This window comes from Agromyces rhizosphaerae, assembly GCF_027925245.1.
Lineage (GTDB): Bacteria > Actinomycetota > Actinomycetes > Actinomycetales > Microbacteriaceae > Agromyces > Agromyces rhizosphaerae.
Map to the genome: position 1 here is coordinate 1,126,673 of NZ_BSDP01000001.1, position 16,511 is coordinate 1,143,183.

Annotated in this window: 14 protein-coding genes and 1 tRNA gene; 5 read left to right on the forward strand and 10 right to left on the reverse strand. The window is 71.5% G+C overall.

The features are described 5' to 3' along the window. Positions 1–53: 53 nt before the first annotated feature. Both QMG39_RS05370 and QMG39_RS05375 read left to right on the forward strand, forming a co-directional pair. A complete protein-coding gene (locus tag QMG39_RS05370; RefSeq protein WP_281882839.1) occupies positions 54–1,865 on the forward strand; it encodes an HNH endonuclease signature motif containing protein in 1,812 nt (603 codons plus the stop codon). Between the two features lie 44 nt (positions 1,866–1,909). Next, a complete protein-coding gene (locus tag QMG39_RS05375; RefSeq protein WP_281882840.1) occupies positions 1,910–2,524 on the forward strand; it encodes an NUDIX hydrolase in 615 nt (204 codons plus the stop codon). Positions 2,525–2,546: 22 nt separating this feature from the next. On the opposite strand, the gene QMG39_RS05380 is transcribed toward QMG39_RS05375, so the two are convergent. From QMG39_RS05380 to QMG39_RS05390, 3 genes are all read right to left on the reverse strand, one after another. Beyond that, positions 2,547–3,494 carry a sugar ABC transporter permease gene (locus QMG39_RS05380; protein ID WP_373878348.1) on the reverse strand — a complete coding sequence of 316 codons (948 nt, stop codon included), beginning with the start codon at positions 3,492–3,494 and terminating at the stop codon, positions 2,547–2,549. Between the two features lie 17 nt (positions 3,495–3,511). Continuing rightward, positions 3,512–5,152 (reverse strand): ABC transporter permease subunit, encoded by a 1,641-nt coding sequence (locus tag QMG39_RS05385; protein ID WP_281882842.1) that lies wholly within the window; start codon positions 5,150–5,152, stop codon positions 3,512–3,514. A gap of 94 nt (positions 5,153–5,246) precedes the next feature. Continuing rightward, on the reverse strand, positions 5,247–6,485 hold the full coding sequence (locus tag QMG39_RS05390) for a sugar ABC transporter substrate-binding protein (RefSeq protein WP_281882843.1): 1,239 nt from the start codon (positions 6,483–6,485) through the stop codon (positions 5,247–5,249). 264 nt (positions 6,486–6,749) lie between these two features. On the opposite strand from QMG39_RS05390, the gene QMG39_RS05395 reads away from it, so the two are divergent. Beyond that, complete coding sequence (locus tag QMG39_RS05395) at positions 6,750–8,507, forward strand: glycoside hydrolase family 13 protein (RefSeq protein ID WP_281882844.1); 1,758 nt, start codon at positions 6,750–6,752, stop codon at positions 8,505–8,507. A 118-nt stretch (positions 8,508–8,625) separates the two neighbouring features. Here the strand turns inward: QMG39_RS05395 and QMG39_RS05400 are convergent, their stop codons facing one another. The 5 genes from QMG39_RS05400 to QMG39_RS05420 form a co-directional block, all read right to left on the reverse strand. Continuing rightward, a complete protein-coding gene (locus QMG39_RS05400; protein ID WP_281882845.1) occupies positions 8,626–10,983 on the reverse strand; it encodes a peptidoglycan DD-metalloendopeptidase family protein in 2,358 nt (785 codons plus the stop codon). A gap of 172 nt (positions 10,984–11,155) precedes the next feature. Then, complete coding sequence (locus tag QMG39_RS05405) at positions 11,156–11,962, reverse strand: inositol monophosphatase family protein (protein WP_281882846.1); 807 nt, start codon at positions 11,960–11,962, stop codon at positions 11,156–11,158. A 102-nt stretch (positions 11,963–12,064) separates the two neighbouring features. Next, positions 12,065–12,149: transfer RNA gene (locus tag QMG39_RS05410), tRNA-Tyr, on the reverse strand. 134 nt (positions 12,150–12,283) lie between these two features. Further along, entirely contained in the window at positions 12,284–12,808 is a 525-nt protein-coding gene (locus QMG39_RS05415; RefSeq protein ID WP_281882847.1) for a PH domain-containing protein, read from the reverse strand. Between the two features lie 18 nt (positions 12,809–12,826). Next, the gene (locus tag QMG39_RS05420) at positions 12,827–12,991 is read right to left on the reverse strand and encodes a hypothetical protein (protein WP_281882849.1); all 165 of its coding nucleotides are present in this window, start codon (positions 12,989–12,991) and stop codon (positions 12,827–12,829) included. Between the two features lie 205 nt (positions 12,992–13,196). Here QMG39_RS05420 and QMG39_RS05425 point away from each other — a divergent pair, with 205 nt between their 5' ends. After that, positions 13,197–14,219, forward strand: coding sequence for a LacI family DNA-binding transcriptional regulator (locus QMG39_RS05425; protein ID WP_281882850.1), 1,023 nt, complete (start codon positions 13,197–13,199; stop codon positions 14,217–14,219). A 68-nt stretch (positions 14,220–14,287) separates the two neighbouring features. Next, entirely contained in the window at positions 14,288–14,776 is a 489-nt protein-coding gene (locus tag QMG39_RS05430; protein ID WP_281882851.1) for a YajQ family cyclic di-GMP-binding protein, read from the forward strand. Between the two features lie 9 nt (positions 14,777–14,785). Here the strand turns inward: QMG39_RS05430 and QMG39_RS05435 are convergent, their stop codons facing one another. Then, complete coding sequence (locus QMG39_RS05435; protein ID WP_281882852.1) at positions 14,786–15,787, reverse strand: alpha/beta hydrolase; 1,002 nt, start codon at positions 15,785–15,787, stop codon at positions 14,786–14,788. Positions 15,788–15,852: 65 nt separating this feature from the next. Further along, positions 15,853–16,491 (reverse strand): hypothetical protein, encoded by a 639-nt coding sequence (locus QMG39_RS05440; RefSeq protein WP_281882853.1) that lies wholly within the window; start codon positions 16,489–16,491, stop codon positions 15,853–15,855. Between the last annotated feature and the right edge of the window lie 20 nt (positions 16,492–16,511).

The window sequence follows — 16,511 nt, forward strand, 5'->3', positions numbered from 1 at the left end:
CGACCACCGGTCGCGGCCGTCCGGATGTCGGTGGGTGCCACTTGACTGAAGTCATGAAGGAAGCAGACGAGCCCCGGCGCGAGCGGTACCTGCCGTTCGGCGCGCGCTCCGTCTCGCTGCTCGAGTTCATGCTCGCGCACGCCGTCGCGCGCTCCCGCGACGCGGTCATCGAGCGACCGGTGGCCCTGGCGTTCGAGCCCGGGTGGTCGAGCGGGCGAGCGGATGCCGCTGAGCCGACGCCGCCGCCCGGCCATGCAGCGGTCTCGGTGCAGCCCGAGCTTCCGCTTCCCTCCGCGGCGCTGCCCGTCACCGACGACGCACCCGACGCGCACGCAAATCCCGTCACCGACACCGCACCCGAGGCGCGCACCTCTGCCGGGACCGCCGTAGACGGCGCCGCGACCGACGCCGCGGTCACGGGCAGCCATGACACATGCAACTCGGACGCACACGGCCCGGTCGCATCCGAGTCCGACGCATCCGACTCCAGCACAGCCGATCACCCGGCCGCCGAGCGCTCTCTCGACCGTCTGGTCGCAATCGATGCGGAGATCGCCGCGCTGCACGCGGAGCGCGCGCAGGTGCTCGCTCACCTCGCGGCCGGCGCCGACTCGCGCGCCGTCGTCACCGGCGCGGCGGCGGACCGCTCGCCGCATCCGGAGCAGCGAGTGCGCGAGCTCGAGCGGCGTTCGCTCGTAGCCGAGGTCGCGTGCGCACTCCGCCTGGCTGAACGCTCTGCCGAGCGCCTCATCGACGAGGGTGAGTCACTCTCGCTCGACCTCCCGGCGACGCTCGAATCACTCGGCTCCGGCACCATCTCGTACCGCCACGCGCAACGCCTGATCGACCACGCCCTGAGCCTGCCCACCGAGACCCGGGTGGCGTTCGAGTCGGTAGCGCTCCCCCTCGCGGCCCGGCTCACGCCCGCGCGCTTCGACGCCCGTGCACGTCGCCTGCGTGAACGCATGCACCCCGACTCGGTTACCGATCGCGCACGTCGCGCGGCCGACGACCGCTCGGTCTCGCTCGAGCCCGCGCGCGACGGCATGGCGTGGCTGCACGCGCTGCTCCCCGCCGCGCCCGCGGCCGACGCGTTCGCCCGCGTGCGTGCCGCGGCCGCCGGCCTCGCCCGCGTCGATGGCGAGGAGCGCACCGAGTCGCAGTTGCGCGCGGACGTGTTGAGCGACCTCCTGACCGGCCGGGCCGACGATCCTCAGGTCGGTGCCCCCGGCGCCGCGGAGTCCCACGAGCGCGACCCCGCCGGTACCCCGAGCATGGCGGCCGCCGGGCGGTTCGCACGGACCCGGCCCACCGTGTTCGTGACCGTGCCGGTCATGACGCTGCTGGGCGCGACCGACGAGCCGGGCGAGTTGCACGGGGTCGGCCCGATCGATGCCGACACCGCGCGCGAGCTCGCGGCACGAGCGCCGAGCTTCATCCGCATCCTCACGCACCCCGAGACTGGTGCGCGCCTCTCGATCGGGCGCGACCGCTACGCCGTGCCGTCAGACCTGCGCGCCGCGCTCGTCATGCGAGACGAGACCTGCCGCTTCCCCGGCTGCGGCCGCGCCGCCGAGCAGTGCGAGGTCGACCACGTCGCCGACTGGGCCCACGGCGGACGCACCGACGCGACCAACCTCGCGATGCTCTGCACGAAGCACCACCACCTGAAACACGAGACCGGCTGGAGCTCGGCTCCAGGCCCGGAACCCGGCTCGATCGACTGGCGCTCCCCCTCTGGGCGCCGCTACACGAGCGACCCGCCGGTGCCGGGCCCGTCAGCACCGGGCGCGTCGGCACAGGGCCCGTCGGCACAGGATCCGGCGGCGCAGGGCCCGCCGCTGTCCGACGAACCGCCGTTCTGACCGAGGGCTCGGTCGACCCGTCGCATTCCCAGTACGCTCGCGGGGTGACCGACCACGCCTTCGCGAGGCTCGCCGACGACATCGAGGCGACGCTGCGCACGTGGCATCCGATCGACCCCGACACGGCCGCCCTGCGCGAGCGCTACCTCGCGTTCGTCGTCGACCGCGGCGCCGACGCGGTGCGCCGCGAGGGCGGACGCGAGCACCTCACGGCGAGCGCGTTCGTCTTCTCGCCCGACCTGCGCAACGTGCTGCTGTGCTTCCACCGCAAGGGGCAGTTCTGGGTGCAGGTGGGCGGGCACGTCGAAGCCGCGGACGCCACCGTCGCGGCCGGCGCACTGCGCGAGGCGCGCGAGGAGAGCGGGCTGCACGAGCTGTCGCCGCTCGACCCCGGCCGGCCCGGTGGCCGGTCGAACGGCCACGCCCCCGCCGACCTCCACCGCCACGAGCTCAGCTCGCGGTTCGGCCACTGCACGGCGCACTGGGACGTCGGCTACGCCTTCACCGCGGCGGCGGATGCCACGCCCACCGTCAGCGACGAGAGCGACGACGTGCGCTGGTGGCCAGTCCACGACCTCCCTGCCCAGACGCCGCACGACTTCCCCGAGCGGCTCGCCGGCGTGCTCGCCGAGCTGGCCGCGCGGGCGGCCAGGACCTGACCGCCCGTCGAGCCCGTCGAACCTACTTGACGCTGCCCGCCGTGAGCCCGCTCACGATGTACTTCTGCAGGAACAGGAACAGCGCCACGACCGGCAGCGCCGCCATCACGGCACCGGCCGAGAACGCGCTCCAGTCGGCGTAGCGCGGGTTCGACACGAGCTTCGTGAGTCCGACGGCGAGCGTCTGCTGATCGGTGTCGATGAGCAGCACGCTCGCGACCACGAACTCGTTCACCGAGGTGATGAACGACAGCAGGGCGACCACCGCGAGGATCGGTGCGGCCAGGCGCAGGATCATCGTGAAGAAGATGCGCGCATGCCCGGCACCGTCGATCTTCGCGGCCTCGTCGATCGACGCGGGCACGGTGTTGAAGAAGCCGTACATGAGGTACGTGTTCACGCCGAGCGCGCCGCCGAGGTAGACCATGATCAGGCCGATCCTCGTGTTCAGGCCGATCGCGGGGAACAGGTCGCCGATCCAGCTCATCAGCAGGAAGATCGCGACCACCGCGAGCAGCTGCGGGAACATCTGGATGACCACGATCGTGATCAGGCCGAACCGACGCCCGGTGAACCGCATGCGCGAGAAGGAGTACGCGGCCAGCGCACCCAGGAACACCGTGGCGATCGAGGTGATCCCGGCGATGATCAGCGTGTTGCCGAACCACGTCGCGTACGGCACCTGCGGGTCGGTGAGGATGCGCACGTAGCTGTCGAGCCCGATCTCCGAGAACAGCGCGTTCGAGCCGGTGAGCGTGCCCCGCGGGTTCAGCGATGCCGAGAACACGAACAGCAGCGGCAGCAGGGCGAACGCCGTGATGATGACGCCCACCATGTGGCGCCAGCCGGTCGCGAGGAACCACTTGCCGAAGCGGAAGGGGCGCCGCCCCGGGATGCCCGAGGTGTCGCGCGGGCCTCCGCCGGAGGCATCCGACCCGCCCGTCTGCGCCGTGATCGCCTCGGTCGTCATGCCGGTCTGCGCGCTCATCAGTTCAGCTCCTCGAGTGCCTTGGTGCGCCGGAACGCGATGATCGAGATCACCGCGACCACGATGAAGATGAGGATCGAGTACGCGCTCGCCAATCCGTAGTCACGCGTCTGCCCGGTGAACGCCACCTTGTAGACCATCGTGATGAGGATGTCGGTGTACCCCACCGGGATCGGTGCCCCGGTGTCGCGCGGGCCACCGTTGGTGAGCATGTAGATGATGTTGAAGTTGTTGAAGTTGAACGCGAACGACGCGATCAGCAGCGGCGCGACCGTCACCAGCAGCAGCGGCAGCTTGATGAGCCGGAAGATGCCCCAGGGTCTCGCGCCGTCGACGGTGGCCGCCTCGACCACCTCGTCGGGTATGGACTGCAGCGCGCCCGTGCAGACCAGGAACATGTACGGGAACCCGAGCCACAGGTTCACCAGCAGCACGCTGACCTTCGCCATCACCGGGTCGGTGAGCCAGGGCACGGATGCCCCGCCGAGCAGCACCTGGTTGATGAACCCGAAGCTCTCGTTCATCATGCCCGCCCAGACCAGGGCCGACAGGAACGAGGGCACGGCGTACGGGAGGATCAGCACCGTGCGGTAGAGCTTGCGCCCCCGCATCCGCATGTCGTTGAAGACGATCGCGAGGAACAGCCCGAGGAAGAAGGTGGATGCCACCGAGATGGCCGCGAACGCGAAGGTCCACGTGGTCACGTAGGCCAGCGGGCCCGACAGGCGCGTGTCCGTCAGCGCCTTCAGGTAGTTGTCGAAGCCGACCGTGATCTGCCAGCCCGGCAGCAGCTCGTCGCCCGCATCGGAGGTGAACGCGCCGGTGCCGATGTCGGTGTAGACGACGCCCGTGTCGAGGTTCGTCATCGTGCCGGCGGCCTCGTCGTACTCGAGCGACGAGGTGTACTGGTAGGCGCTGCGCCCGTCGGGGGTGCGCAGGGCGCCCTCGTTCGGGTCGTCGGAGAAGGGCACGGCGAGCTCGGTGATCTCGTCGGTGCGCGCCACGATCTCCTGGAAGCTCAGGGTCGTGTACCCGTCGACGCCGACGGCCACGCCGTTCTCCATCTGGGCACCGGATGCCGGCTCGAGCGGCCGCTCCTCGCCGCCGATGAAGACGCCGCCGTTCGGGCCGGTCACGACGAGCGAGAGCTCGCCCAGGCGGTCGACGACCGCGACCGGGTACGTCGGCGAGTCGGGCACGCGATCGAGGGCCGCGCTCATGAGCGCGCCCACGGCCTGCTCCTTCGAGCCGTTGTGGCCGGTGCCGTAGTTCGTGAAGCCCACGTAGCTCGTGTAGATGAGCACGAAGATCTGGAAGATGACGAGGAAGATGACGCCGGGCGTCAGGTACTTCGCCGGGAGTCGCTTGCGCGAGAAGTAGACCCAGTTGACGAAGATGGCCACCACGGCGACGATCGCGGCGATGAGCCACTCATCGTTCACGACGAGCACGAACAGCGCGTACAGCGCGATCGCATCGACGAGCCCGAGCGAGACGATCTTCACCAGCATCAGCCCGAGGCCGCCGGATGCCGCGTCGGCGATGCCCGCCGCCTGCCGCTGTCGCTTCGTGGGCTTCTTGGGCGGCGCGCCAGACGCGCGCTTCGCGCCGTCGACGCCCTCGTCGGTCGTGGTGGTCATGGTGCCTGGATCTCCCCGGGTTCCGCTGCTGGATCAGGTGCCGAAGGGGGGCGGATGCCTCGTGGCATCCGCCCCCTCATCGGCGGGATGGGAACTAGCCGTCGATGGCCGACTGCACGTCCTCGGCGAGCTTGGTCCACGTCGCCGACGGGTCCTCACCATTGATGATGCTCGCTTCGGCGATGCCCCAGTACTGCCACACCGAACCCATGGCGGGAATGGCCGGCATCGGCACGGCGTCCTGGCCGACCGTCGCGAAGCCCTCGATGATCGGGTCGCTCGAGGCGGTCTCGGCGGCGGCGGTGAGCGCGGGCAGGATGTTGCCGGCCTCGAACAGCGCGAGCTGCACGTCCTCCGAACCGAGGTAGTTCACGAGGAAGTCGTTCGCCGCGACCTTGTTCTCGCTCTCCGAGGAGAGGAAGAAGCCCTTGACGCCCGCGAACGGCTGGGCCGCGTCGGAGGTCGGGCTGGGGATCGGGTCGATCGCCACGTTGATGCCGGCGTCGATCGCGCTGCCGACGTTCCACGGGCCGGTCAGCCAGAAGGCCGAGTCGCCGTCGAGGAACGACTGCTTGGCGATGTCGCCGTCGATGTCGGTGTTGAAGTTGCCGGTGCCGTTCTTGCCCTCGGTCGAGAGCCAGGCGGCGAACTCCTGGCCGCCGTCGTTGCCCAGCTGCAGGTCGTCGGCGTTGTAGCCGTTCTCGTCGCTGCCGAACACCGGAGCGCCGAACGCGGTCTGGAACGGGTACAGGTGGTACGGGTTGCCCTCTGCGCCCTGCTCGACGACGAACGGCTGGTCGAGACCGGCGTCCTCGCCCGCGGCGATCATCTCGTCGAAGCTGCCGACCGCCTCGGGGACGATGTCGGCGTTGCGGAGCACGGCGATGTTCTCGACCGCGTAGGGGAGCATGTAGACGGTGCCGTCGTAGGTGGCGGCGTTGATCGCGACCGGCAGGTAGCCGTCGGCCGAGTCGCCCAGCTCGAGCGGGGCGACGACGCCGTTGGTCGAGAGCTCGCCCAGCCAGTCGTGCGCACCCATGGTGATGTCGGGGCCCTCGCCCGTCGGCACCTGCTGGATGAAGTCGTCCTTGATGGTGTTGTTGTCCTTGCCCACGAGCTCGACCGTGATGCCGGTCTCCTCGGAGTACGCGTCCGCAGCGCCCTGCAGGGCGTCCACACGCTCGGAGTCGACCCAGACGGTGAGCGAGCCGCCCTCGGCGGTCGCGTCGCTGTCATCGGTCTCGGTGTCGCCGCCCGCGCAGCCCGCGAGCACGAGCGTCGCGCCGATGGCGATCGCCCCGCCGGCCAGGAGGCCCTTCTTGTTCACCTTCATCGGTGTCCCTTTCTCAAGGTGTCGTCTCGATCCGGCCTCATCGCCTGGTGGTGCCGGGGCTGTGCCGCCCCGGTCGAGACCACCGTGCCGAAAGACCGTTCTTCCGTTGGAAACGCCCGCGAAATGCAAGCGCTTTCAGTTATAGCCCTCGCTGATCGCCCGTGCAAGTCGTGCATCTGGCTTCGATACGCGTTCGTTACCTCCTACGAAGGACCTCGAATGCAAACGCTTACGTTTTGGAGGAAATGCCGTACAGTGGGCGCCATGATCGTGCACAACGATGCCGCGCGTTCGTCGCGCGCCGACTCCGAGGCATCCGACCCGACCCCCGAGTGGTGGCGCACCGCGGTGATCTACCAGATCTACCCGCGCTCGTTCGCCGACGCGAACGGCGACGGCGTGGGTGATCTCCGCGGCATCACGTCGCGCCTCGGCGCCCTGGCCGAGCTCGGCATCGACGCCATCTGGCTCTCGCCGTTCTTCACCTCGCCCCAGAAGGACGCCGGCTACGACGTGGCCGACTACTGCGATGTCGACCCGATCTTCGGCGACCTCGCCGACTTCGACGCCATGCAGGCGGAGGCGCACCGACTGGGCATCCGGGTCATCGTCGACCTCGTGCCGAACCACTCCTCCGACCAGCATCCGTGGTTCCAGGCCGCCCTCGCCGCACCGGCCGGCAGCCCCGAGCGCGCGCGCTACATGTTCCGCGACGGGAAGGGCGCAGACGGCGCAGAGCCGCCGAACAACTGGCAGTCGGTGTTCGGCGGACCGCAGTGGACCCGCATCACGGAGCCCGACGGCACGCCCGGCCAGTGGTACCTGCACATCTTCGACTCCTCGCAGCCCGACTTCGACTGGACCAACGAGGAGGTGCGCGAGGAGTTCCGGCGCATCCTGCGGTTCTGGCTCGACCGCGGCGTGGACGGGTTCCGCGTCGACGTGGCGCACGGCCTGATCAAGGCCGACGGGCTGCCCGACTACACCCCGCCCGCCGAGGGCGGCAGCATGGGCGGCGGCGGCGACGCCGCCGCGGCGGTGGCGGAGCCCGCGCACGACGACGCGGTCGCCGACCACCACGACCACGCCGGCGGCGCCCCGTACTGGGGGCAGGACGGCGTGCACGAGATCTACCGCGACTGGCGGAAGCTGCTCGACGAGTACCCCGGCGAGCGCATCCTCGCCGCCGAGGCGTGGGTCGACCCGCTCACGCGCATCGCCAAGTGGGTGCGACCCGACGAGATGCACCAGGCGTTCAACTTCGCCTACCTCGAGACCGGCTGGGACGCCGAGGACCTCCGCACCGTGATCGACGCGTCCATCGCGGCCTTCGGCGGCGTCGGCGCCCCGAGCACCTGGGTGCTCTCGAACCACGACGTGGTGCGCCACGCGTCGCGCCACGCGCTCGGCGCCGAGAACCCGCAGGGCCACGGCATCGGGCCGAAGTCGCCCGGCCTGCCCGACCAGGAGGTCGGACTGCGCCGCGCCCGCGCCGCGTCGGCCGTCATGCTCGCGCTGCCGGGCTCCGCCTACGTCTACCAGGGCGAGGAGCTCGGGCTGCCGGAGGTCATCCACCTGCCCGACGACTCCCGCCAGGACCCGACCTGGTTCCGCACCGAGGGCGAGCGCTACGGCCGCGACGGCTGCCGCGTGCCGATCCCGTGGGAGTCGGACGCGCCCTCCTACGGCTTCGGGCCGACGGATGCCTCCTGGCTGCCGCAGCCCGACATGTGGACCGACTACGCGCGGGACCAGCAGTCGGGCGACCCTCGCTCGACCCTCGAGCTGTACCGCTCCGCGCTGTCGCTGCGGCGCTCGCACGAGCTCGGCGCCGGGAGCGTCGAGTGGCTCCCGGCCTCCGGGGGCCCCGTGCTGGCGTTCCGCAACGGCGACGTGACGGTGGTCGCGAACACGGGCGACGCGCCGGTCGCGCTGCCCGCCGGCCAGGTGCTGCTGGCATCGGGCCCGCTCGGCGACGGGACGCTGCCCGTGGACACGACCGTGTGGATGAGCGCGGAGTAGGGAGCACCCACTACGCACGAACGCCCGGTGGCCTGATGGCTGCCGGGCGTTCTCGCGTTCGGGGACGAGTCGCACCTCCGCGGGGTGAGGAGCGCCCTCGACCCGTGTCGGCCCGGGATCAGTCGGTGTTCTCGTAGAGCCAGGCCAGAGGGTCGACCCAGTAGCCCTCGACGCCGCCGATGCGGATCTCGAAGTGCAGGTGCGGACCGGTCGACAGGCCGGTCGAGCCGACGTTGCCGACGATGTCGCCGACCTCGACGGTGTCACCGACCTGGAAGCGCATCGAGTCGTACTGCATGTGCGCGTAGACGCTGGTGACGACCTGGCCGTCGATCACGTGGTCGATCATCATGACGACGCCGAGCGAGCCGCCGCCGTTCTGCGCCACGCTCACGACGCCGTCGGCGATGGCCTGGATCTCGGCGCCGTAGCCGGGGTTGAAGTCGATGCCGTGGTGGTTCGTCGTGCAGCCCGCGCAGCTGCGGTAGCCGTAGTAGCTGCCGATGTGCACGCCCACCGGGAACGGCCACTGGATGGTGCCGTACGGGTTGTTCGTGAACGTGTTGTCGACGCGGATGCCCGACGCGGCCGCGTACTCGGCGATCGTCGCCACCTGGTAGTTCTCGGTGTCGACCGTGAACTCGGTCGAATCGTCGCCACCCGCGTACGCGTGCATGACCTGCGGCTCGAGCCCGTTCTCGTGCAGCACCGCGACCTGCGCGGCCTGCACCTCCTCGGCGCTCAGCAGCGAGTTCGCGGGCAGTGACGTGGCCACCGTGATCATGGCGACGAAGCCCATCGCGACCAGCGAGAGGCCCTTGGCGGCCGCCGCGCGGCGGCGGGCGGCGCGGCGGGCGTCGCGCGAGGGCTTGGCCTTGGGGTGGGTGCGGGCAGCCGGGCGCGCGGTCCCGGCGGAGCGCACGGAGTCGGTGCGGAGCCCCGGGTGATCGGCCGAGCGCATGCGGGCCGTCGACGACGAGGATGCGCGGTCACGACCGGAGGACCGCGTGCTCGCGACCGTGGAGTCGATCGCGAAGCCGGAGCCGGGGGGCGCGGTGCGCGTGTGCGCGGGCTCCGGCTCATCGAATCCGAACAGCGACCCCAGCGCGGAGGGGCCGTGGAGGTCGTCATCGCGGTCGCGGACGTCGGCGTCGTGGAGCTCGGGTTCGTCGTCCGCGGCGGCGAACGCCCCGCCGAACCCGAACGCCGCGTCGAGGTCGGAGGCGGGCGCCGACGTGGCGTCGACGGCGGGCGCTGCATCGAAGGCCGGCTCTGCTTCGAAGGCGGGCTCGGCGTCGATGGCGGGCTCGGCAAGGAATACGGGTTCGGCGTCGAGCGCGGGCGCCGCATCGAACGTGCGGTCCGCATCGAACGCGGGCTCCGCAGCCATCGCATCGTCGCGACGGTCGTCGTCGACGGCCTCGTCCTCGAAGCCGAAGCCGAAGAGGTCGGCCGCGAGATCCTGCCGGTCGGCATCGGCGTCGGCGTCGTGGGTGTCGCGCGCCTCGCCGCGTCGGCGCGGCGACGCGGAGCGCTCGCGCGCGTCGCCCGCTCCCCGGCCCAGCAGGCGCGAGAAGAGCCCCCCGCGCGCCGCGGGTCGCTCGTCGCGCTCGACGGTCTCGGGAGCGTCGAAGACCAGGTCGCCGAACAGGGACGCACCCGGGGCCGCGGCCTCCGGCGCGGCGCCATCGGCGTTCGTGCCGCCGACGGAACCGTGGCCCGCGGAGTTGTGCGCCTCCTCGACGCGGAGGCCGAAGAGGTCCTGCTCCGCGTCGGGCTGCGCGGGAAGGTCGCGACGCTCCGGGGCGGCCTGCCGCTCCGGCGCCTGCGCCCGCGCAGGGGCGGACGTGGCCTCGTCCTCGAGGCGGCGGGAACGCCGGCTGCTCGGGGGCCGGACGTCCTGCGCCTCGGGCTGGAGCCACGACGAGAGGTCGGGTGCGGGCGCCGCGGGTGCGGGCGGTTCGGTCTCGACGGCCTCGACCTCGAACGACTCGAACTCGCTCGCCCGGGGCCGCGCGTCGCGTCGACGCCGGAGCGGCGCTTCGGCCGGCGCGGGCGCGGGTGCGGGCACGTGGAAGTCTGGGATGCGGGGCGCTGCGGGGCGCGCCTCCGGGGCCCGGTACTCGGGCGCGCGCGGCTCCGGCGCGCGGTACGCAGGTGCCTGCGGCTCCGGCGCGCGGTACGCGGGTGCCTGCGGGGCGGCGGGCTGCCACGACGGCGCCTGCTCGACCGGATCGGCGTCGCCGCCGAGGCTCCAGCCCTGGCCGGTGGACCGGATCACGGGGGTGTCGCTACCCGCTGCCGATCGGCTCGGATCGAGCGACGGCGTCCCGTAGTCGTACGCCGCGGCCTCGGCCGCCTCCTCCTGCCGACGCTGCTGCTCGCGGAGTTCCCGGCGCGTCAGCGGTCGCTCGCGCGACGCTGCGTGGGTGGTGCCGGTCTCGGGACCGTCCGGCACGAGGGGGAACTCGGGCACGAGAGCCTTTCGGCGTCGGGTCAGGTCAGTCAGGGGAGGTGCTCATTCTGGCCTGCGCCAAAATAACGGGTTGGTAAAGGGTAACCGGAATCGGTCGCGGTTTCCATGCGTGTGGAGCGATTTCGTCCCCCTTAATGCCGACACACGCCGGATTCCACCGATTCCGTGCGGATCAGGCCTCCCAGTGCTCCGCGATCGCCCGTTCGAGCTGGTCGAACAGCGACGGCGGGGCCGCGATCAGCATGTCCGCTCCCCCGGGCGCGCCGCCGATCCCGCCGATTCGCGCACCGGCCTCCGCGGCCACGAGCCCGCCCGCCGCGTGGTCCCACGGGTTCAGGCCGGTCTCGTAGAACGCGTCGAGCCTCCCGGCGCCGACCGCCGAGAGATCGAGCGCGGCCGACCCGATGCGCCGCACGTCGCGGATGCGCGGGAGCAGCTCGGCGACCAGCCGGCCCTGCCGCTCCTTGCGCTCGCGCACGTAGCCGAACCCGGTCGCCACCAGCGCGCGGTCGAGCTCGACGCCGTCGTTGACGTGCAGCGGGCGGTCGCCGAGCCACGCGCCCTCGCCCGCCGCCGCGGTGTAGAGCTCGCCGGCGACGGGGTTGACCACGGCGCCCGCGAGCACCGTCCAGGTCGACGGATCGACGCCGCCCTCGACCACGGCGACGCTCACCGACCAGGCCGGGATGTCGTAGAGGAAGTTGACGGTGCCGTCGATCGGGTCGACCACCCAGGTGAGACCCGAGCTCCCCGCATCCGCTTCGCCCTCTTCGCCGTAGAACCCGTCGTCGGGCCGGTAGTCGGCGAGGATGCCGCGGATGAGCGACTCGGTGTCGCGATCGACCTGGGTGACGATGTCGATCGGCGACGACTTGGTCTCGGCGACGCTCACGCCGTGGCTGCGGCGGTCGACCGCGAAGCCCCCGGCGCGCTGCGCCACCGTCGCGGCGATCTCGAGCAGTTCCATGTGCGAGGCCATGCACGCAACGCTACGGCCTCACCGGCGGCGCCGGATACGACGAACCCCTCCGCGACGCGAGTCGGGAGGGGTTTCGTGCTGGTCGGAATCTGCTTCCGCACATGGTGGCGAGTGAGGGATTCGAACCCCCGAAGGCTGAGCCGTCTGATTTACAGTCAGATCCCTTTGGCCGCTAGGGTAACTCGCCGTGGCGCCTGGTCTCATGGGCATGCGACCGCGGCCACACAAGCATACTCGGCACTCGGCCGAGCGTGAAATCGAGGGCGGATGCCGCGGGGCCTCCGGATTCGGACGCGCCACGCGGCCTGGTGCGGCGATGCCTCAGTTGTTCCAGCGGGTCGGCTGCCCGCGCAGGCCCGACCGCGCGATCACGCGCTGGATGGTGAGGCCGCGCTCGTCCGGGTCGCCGACGAAGTGGATCTCGCGCAGGCCCTGGTCCTGCGCCGCCGACTCGAAGATGAAGTGGCCGTAGCCGAGGATGCGGCCGATGAACGGCTTGTGCACCGAGATGTCGAGGATTCGCTGAATCGGCATGGTCGCGATGTTGCGGGTGAAGATGCCGTGCACGCGGAACACGCGCATGTTCGTGATGACGAAGCGGTCCATGTGCACCGCCGCCGCGCGCCAGATCGCGTGCACGAGCAGCCCCGCGCTCAGCAGCGAGATCACCCAGTCGATCGGGCGGGGCGTCCAGATCAGCAGGATGAGCACCAGGAGACCGGCGGCCGCCTCGAGCACCGGCCCGATGTACGCCGCCCACTGCTTGCGCACCTCGTCGATGATGATCTCGCCCTCGTCGGCGATGAGGTGGCGCTCGACCCTCGGATCGAGTTCGAACGGCTCCATGTCCTCGTTCGCCCGGGCTCAGGAGACCAGCGACGTGAAGAAGGTTCCCACGGACGCGATCGCGCCCCAGACGGCATCGAAGGCGCCCTGCACCGCCGCTGCGGCGTCCTCAGGCCTGCTCACCATGTAGAACAGGGCGAAGACCACCACCGCGGTGATGAGAATGCGCTTGACCCACTTCACACGTAGTCCTTTCGAGTACAGCGGTGGGCCCAGCCGCCCCCGGTGGGCAGGCCCCGACTGCGTACTGTCTACCCCAACCGTTCCCCGATCGCCAACGCGCCGCGCCCTCCGTGGTCGAATTGCCCGGATCGGTAGGATGGCCGAGGCGCAGCGTGCACGGCGAGGGCCCGCACCTGCGCCGCATCCGTCGCCGGAGGAGGGGGACATGGCAGGGATCGAGGAGGTCGCGAAGCTCGCGGGCGTCTCCACGGCGACCGTGTCGCGCGCCCTCAGCGGACGCGGGCCCGTCTCGGAGGCCACCAAGCTGCGCGTGGTCGCGGCCGCCGCCGAACTCGGCTACGTCGTCTCGTCGAACGCCTCCAGCCTGGCGTCCGGGCGCATGCGCAACATCGGCGTCGTCATCCCCTTCCTCGACCGGTGGTTCTTCTCCTCGGTGCTCGAGGGCGCGCAGCACGCGCTGCTGCGCAACGGATACGACCTGACGCTCTACAACCTCTCGGGCGAGGGCTCCGAGCGCCAGAGCGTGTTCGAGCACTTCCTGCTGCGGCAGCGCGTCGACGCCGTGATCGCCGTCTCGCTCGAGCTGACCGAGGCCGAGGTCGCCCGGCTGCACGCGCTCGACAAGCCGCTCGTCGGCGTCGGCGGCCCGATCCCGGGCGTGCGCACGCTCACGATCGACGACGTGGCCATCTCCCGGCTCGCCACCGAGCACCTGCTCGCGCTCGGCCACACGCGCATCGCGCACATCGGCGGCACGCACGAGTTCGACCTCGACTTCCACCTTCCGACGAATCGGCGCCTCGGCTACGAGGCCGCGCTCGTCGACGCCGGCTACGCGGTCGACCCGTCGCTGTTCGCGCCGGCCGACTTCAGCATCAAGGGCGGGTACCACGCGGCGAAGCAGCTGCTCGGGGTGCCGCGCGACCGGCCGACCGCGATCTTCGCCGCATCCGACGAGATGGCGATCGGGTCGATCCTCGCCGCGCGCGACCTCGGCCTGAGCGTGCCGGGCGACGTGTCGATCGCGGGCATCGACGACCACGACCTCGCCGATTTCTTCGGCCTCACGACCGTCGCGCAGTTCCCGCGGCAGCAGGGTGAGCGCGCGGTCGAGATCCTGCTCGAGCAACTGCAGCCGACGGATGCCCCGCCGGGGCAGGCCGACACCCGACTGCCCTACGAGCTCATCGTGCGAGCGAGCACCGCGCGCCCGAGCCCCAGCGCCTGACCCGGGGCATCCGCTCGCCCTGCCGTTCCTGACAGCCCGCGGCATGCGCGCTGGCTAGACTTGCGGGCATGGCAGATTCGACGTTCGACGTGGTCAGCAAGGTCGACAAGATGGAGGCCGACAACGCGGTCAACCAGGCCCGCAAGGAGATCGACCAGCGGTACGACTTCCGCGGCGTGGGGGCATCCGTCGAGTTCAGCGGCGAGAAGATCCTGCTGAAGGCGAACTCCGAGGAGCGCGTGAAGGCCGTGCTCGACGTCATGCAGTCGAAGTTCGTCAAGCGCGGCATCTCGCTGAAGAGCCTCGACGCGGGCGAGCCGTATGCCTCGGGCAAGGAGTACCGCCTCGAGGTCGGGCTCAAGCAGGGCATCGACCAGGAGCACGCGAAGAAGATCGGCAAGCTCATCCGCGACGAGGCGCCGAAGTCGGTGAAGTCGCAGATCCAGGGCGACGAGCTGCGCGTCTCGTCGAAGAGCCGCGACGACCTGCAGGCGACCATCGCGCTGCTCAAGGGCGCCGACCTCGACGTCGACCTGCAGTTCGTGAACTTCCGGTAGGCGGGGCACTCAGGCCGGCGCGAAGCCGCGCAGCCAGCGCGTGACACGCGCGAACGCATCGCGCCGCACCTCGGGGCGCGACAGGAAGACGTCGTGCAGCGCGCCGTCGATGCGCTCGACGGTGACCGACGGGCCGAGGCGCAGCGCACGCTCGGCCATCTCGTCGACGACCAGCACGCTGTCGCTCGAGCGCATCTCCTCGCTCCAGCGCGCGAGGATCGTCGTGCGCTTCGACAGCAGGGTGAGCACGGGCGCGCCCACGTCGATGCCGGCCGCCACGCGGGCGTGCGCGGCGAGCACGCCCGACAGCCAGGCCGCCGACGCCGGGAAGCCGCGTTGCGGTCTCCAGGCGCGGTCGTACTCCCATTCGCCGCCCTCCTCCACGGCGACGGCGCGGGTGTAGAACCCGAGGTCGACGTTGGGCAGGCCGCCGCGGGGGTCGACCCGCGCGGAGAGGTCGATGAGCGGCGTCACGGCCTCCCGGCCGATGCGGCTCGCCTGGAACTCGAGCCAGGGGCTGTTGAGGATCAGGGCGGATGCCACACCGGGGTGCCGCGCCGCCCAGAGGCTCAGCGTCAGCCCGCCCGTCGAGTGCCCGAGCAGGATGAGCGGGCGCGCTGGCTGCGGCCGGTCGAGCGGGCGGCCCATCGCCGCGAGCGCCGCCGCGATGTCGGCGTCGTATGTGCTCAGGGTGGTCACGAAGCCCGGGGTCTGGCCGTCGCGCAGGCTGCGCCCGTACTTGCGCAGGTCGAGGGCGTAGAACCTGGCACCGGCATCCGCCCAGAACTCGGCGAGCTCGGTCTGGAAGAAGTAGTCGCTCCAGCCGTGCACGTACAGCACGTCGCAGTCGGCCGCGGCGCCGGGCGTCAGCCTGAGGCGGAACCTCGGCCGGTGGCGCACGAGCGTCGCGACGACCTCGCCCTCGTCATCGGTGCCGAGCGGCAGGGTCGCCTGCTCGTAGCGCTCGCCCAGCAGGTCTTCCCGCCAGTCGGGCTCGCTCGCTCTGCTCACCGCGGTGCACCCCCGTTCGCCCCCTCGTTCAGCCTAGGACGGCGGGGCGGGGCGGGCGACCGCAGCTAGACCAGGGCGATCGCGAGCACGCTCGCGGCCATGATCGACGGGCCGAGCGGCACGGCACCGGCGAGCGTGGCGCTGTCGCCGCGCAGCCGGGCGACGGATGACGCGAGGAACCCGAGCACCAGCATGGCGACGAGACCCGCGCCCCACGCCTGCCAGCCGAGGAAGCCGAGCATGAGCCCGGCGAGGATCGGCAGCCCCAGATCACGCCAGGCGACGACGCCCGGGAGCCAGCGGGCGCCGGCAGCCGCGATCGCGCCCAACCCCAGTGCTCCGAGTGCGGCCCAGAGCAGCGCCCACCACGACCCGTCGAGCGCCGCGGCGACGACGAGCATCCCCGCGATCAGCACGCCCGCGCTGAAGACCGTACCGGCGGGGACCCGCCGCTCGGCCGCGTCCATCGCCGCGAGGGCCGTGCCCGTGATCAGGAAGACGAGCGCCGGCAGGAGCGCGGGCGCGAGTCCGATGCCCCAGCAGACGGCGAGGCCGCCGAGGCCGGCCGCGATCGTGACGACGATGCGCGCCCGGAGCGTCCACATCCTGGTGCCGTGGGTCGCGCTCCTGGCGGACCCGGCGATCGGCCACCAGCCCGCGACGGCACCGAACACCGCACCGCCGCCCAGGAGAATCGCCGTCACACGAGTGAGGCTAACCGGGC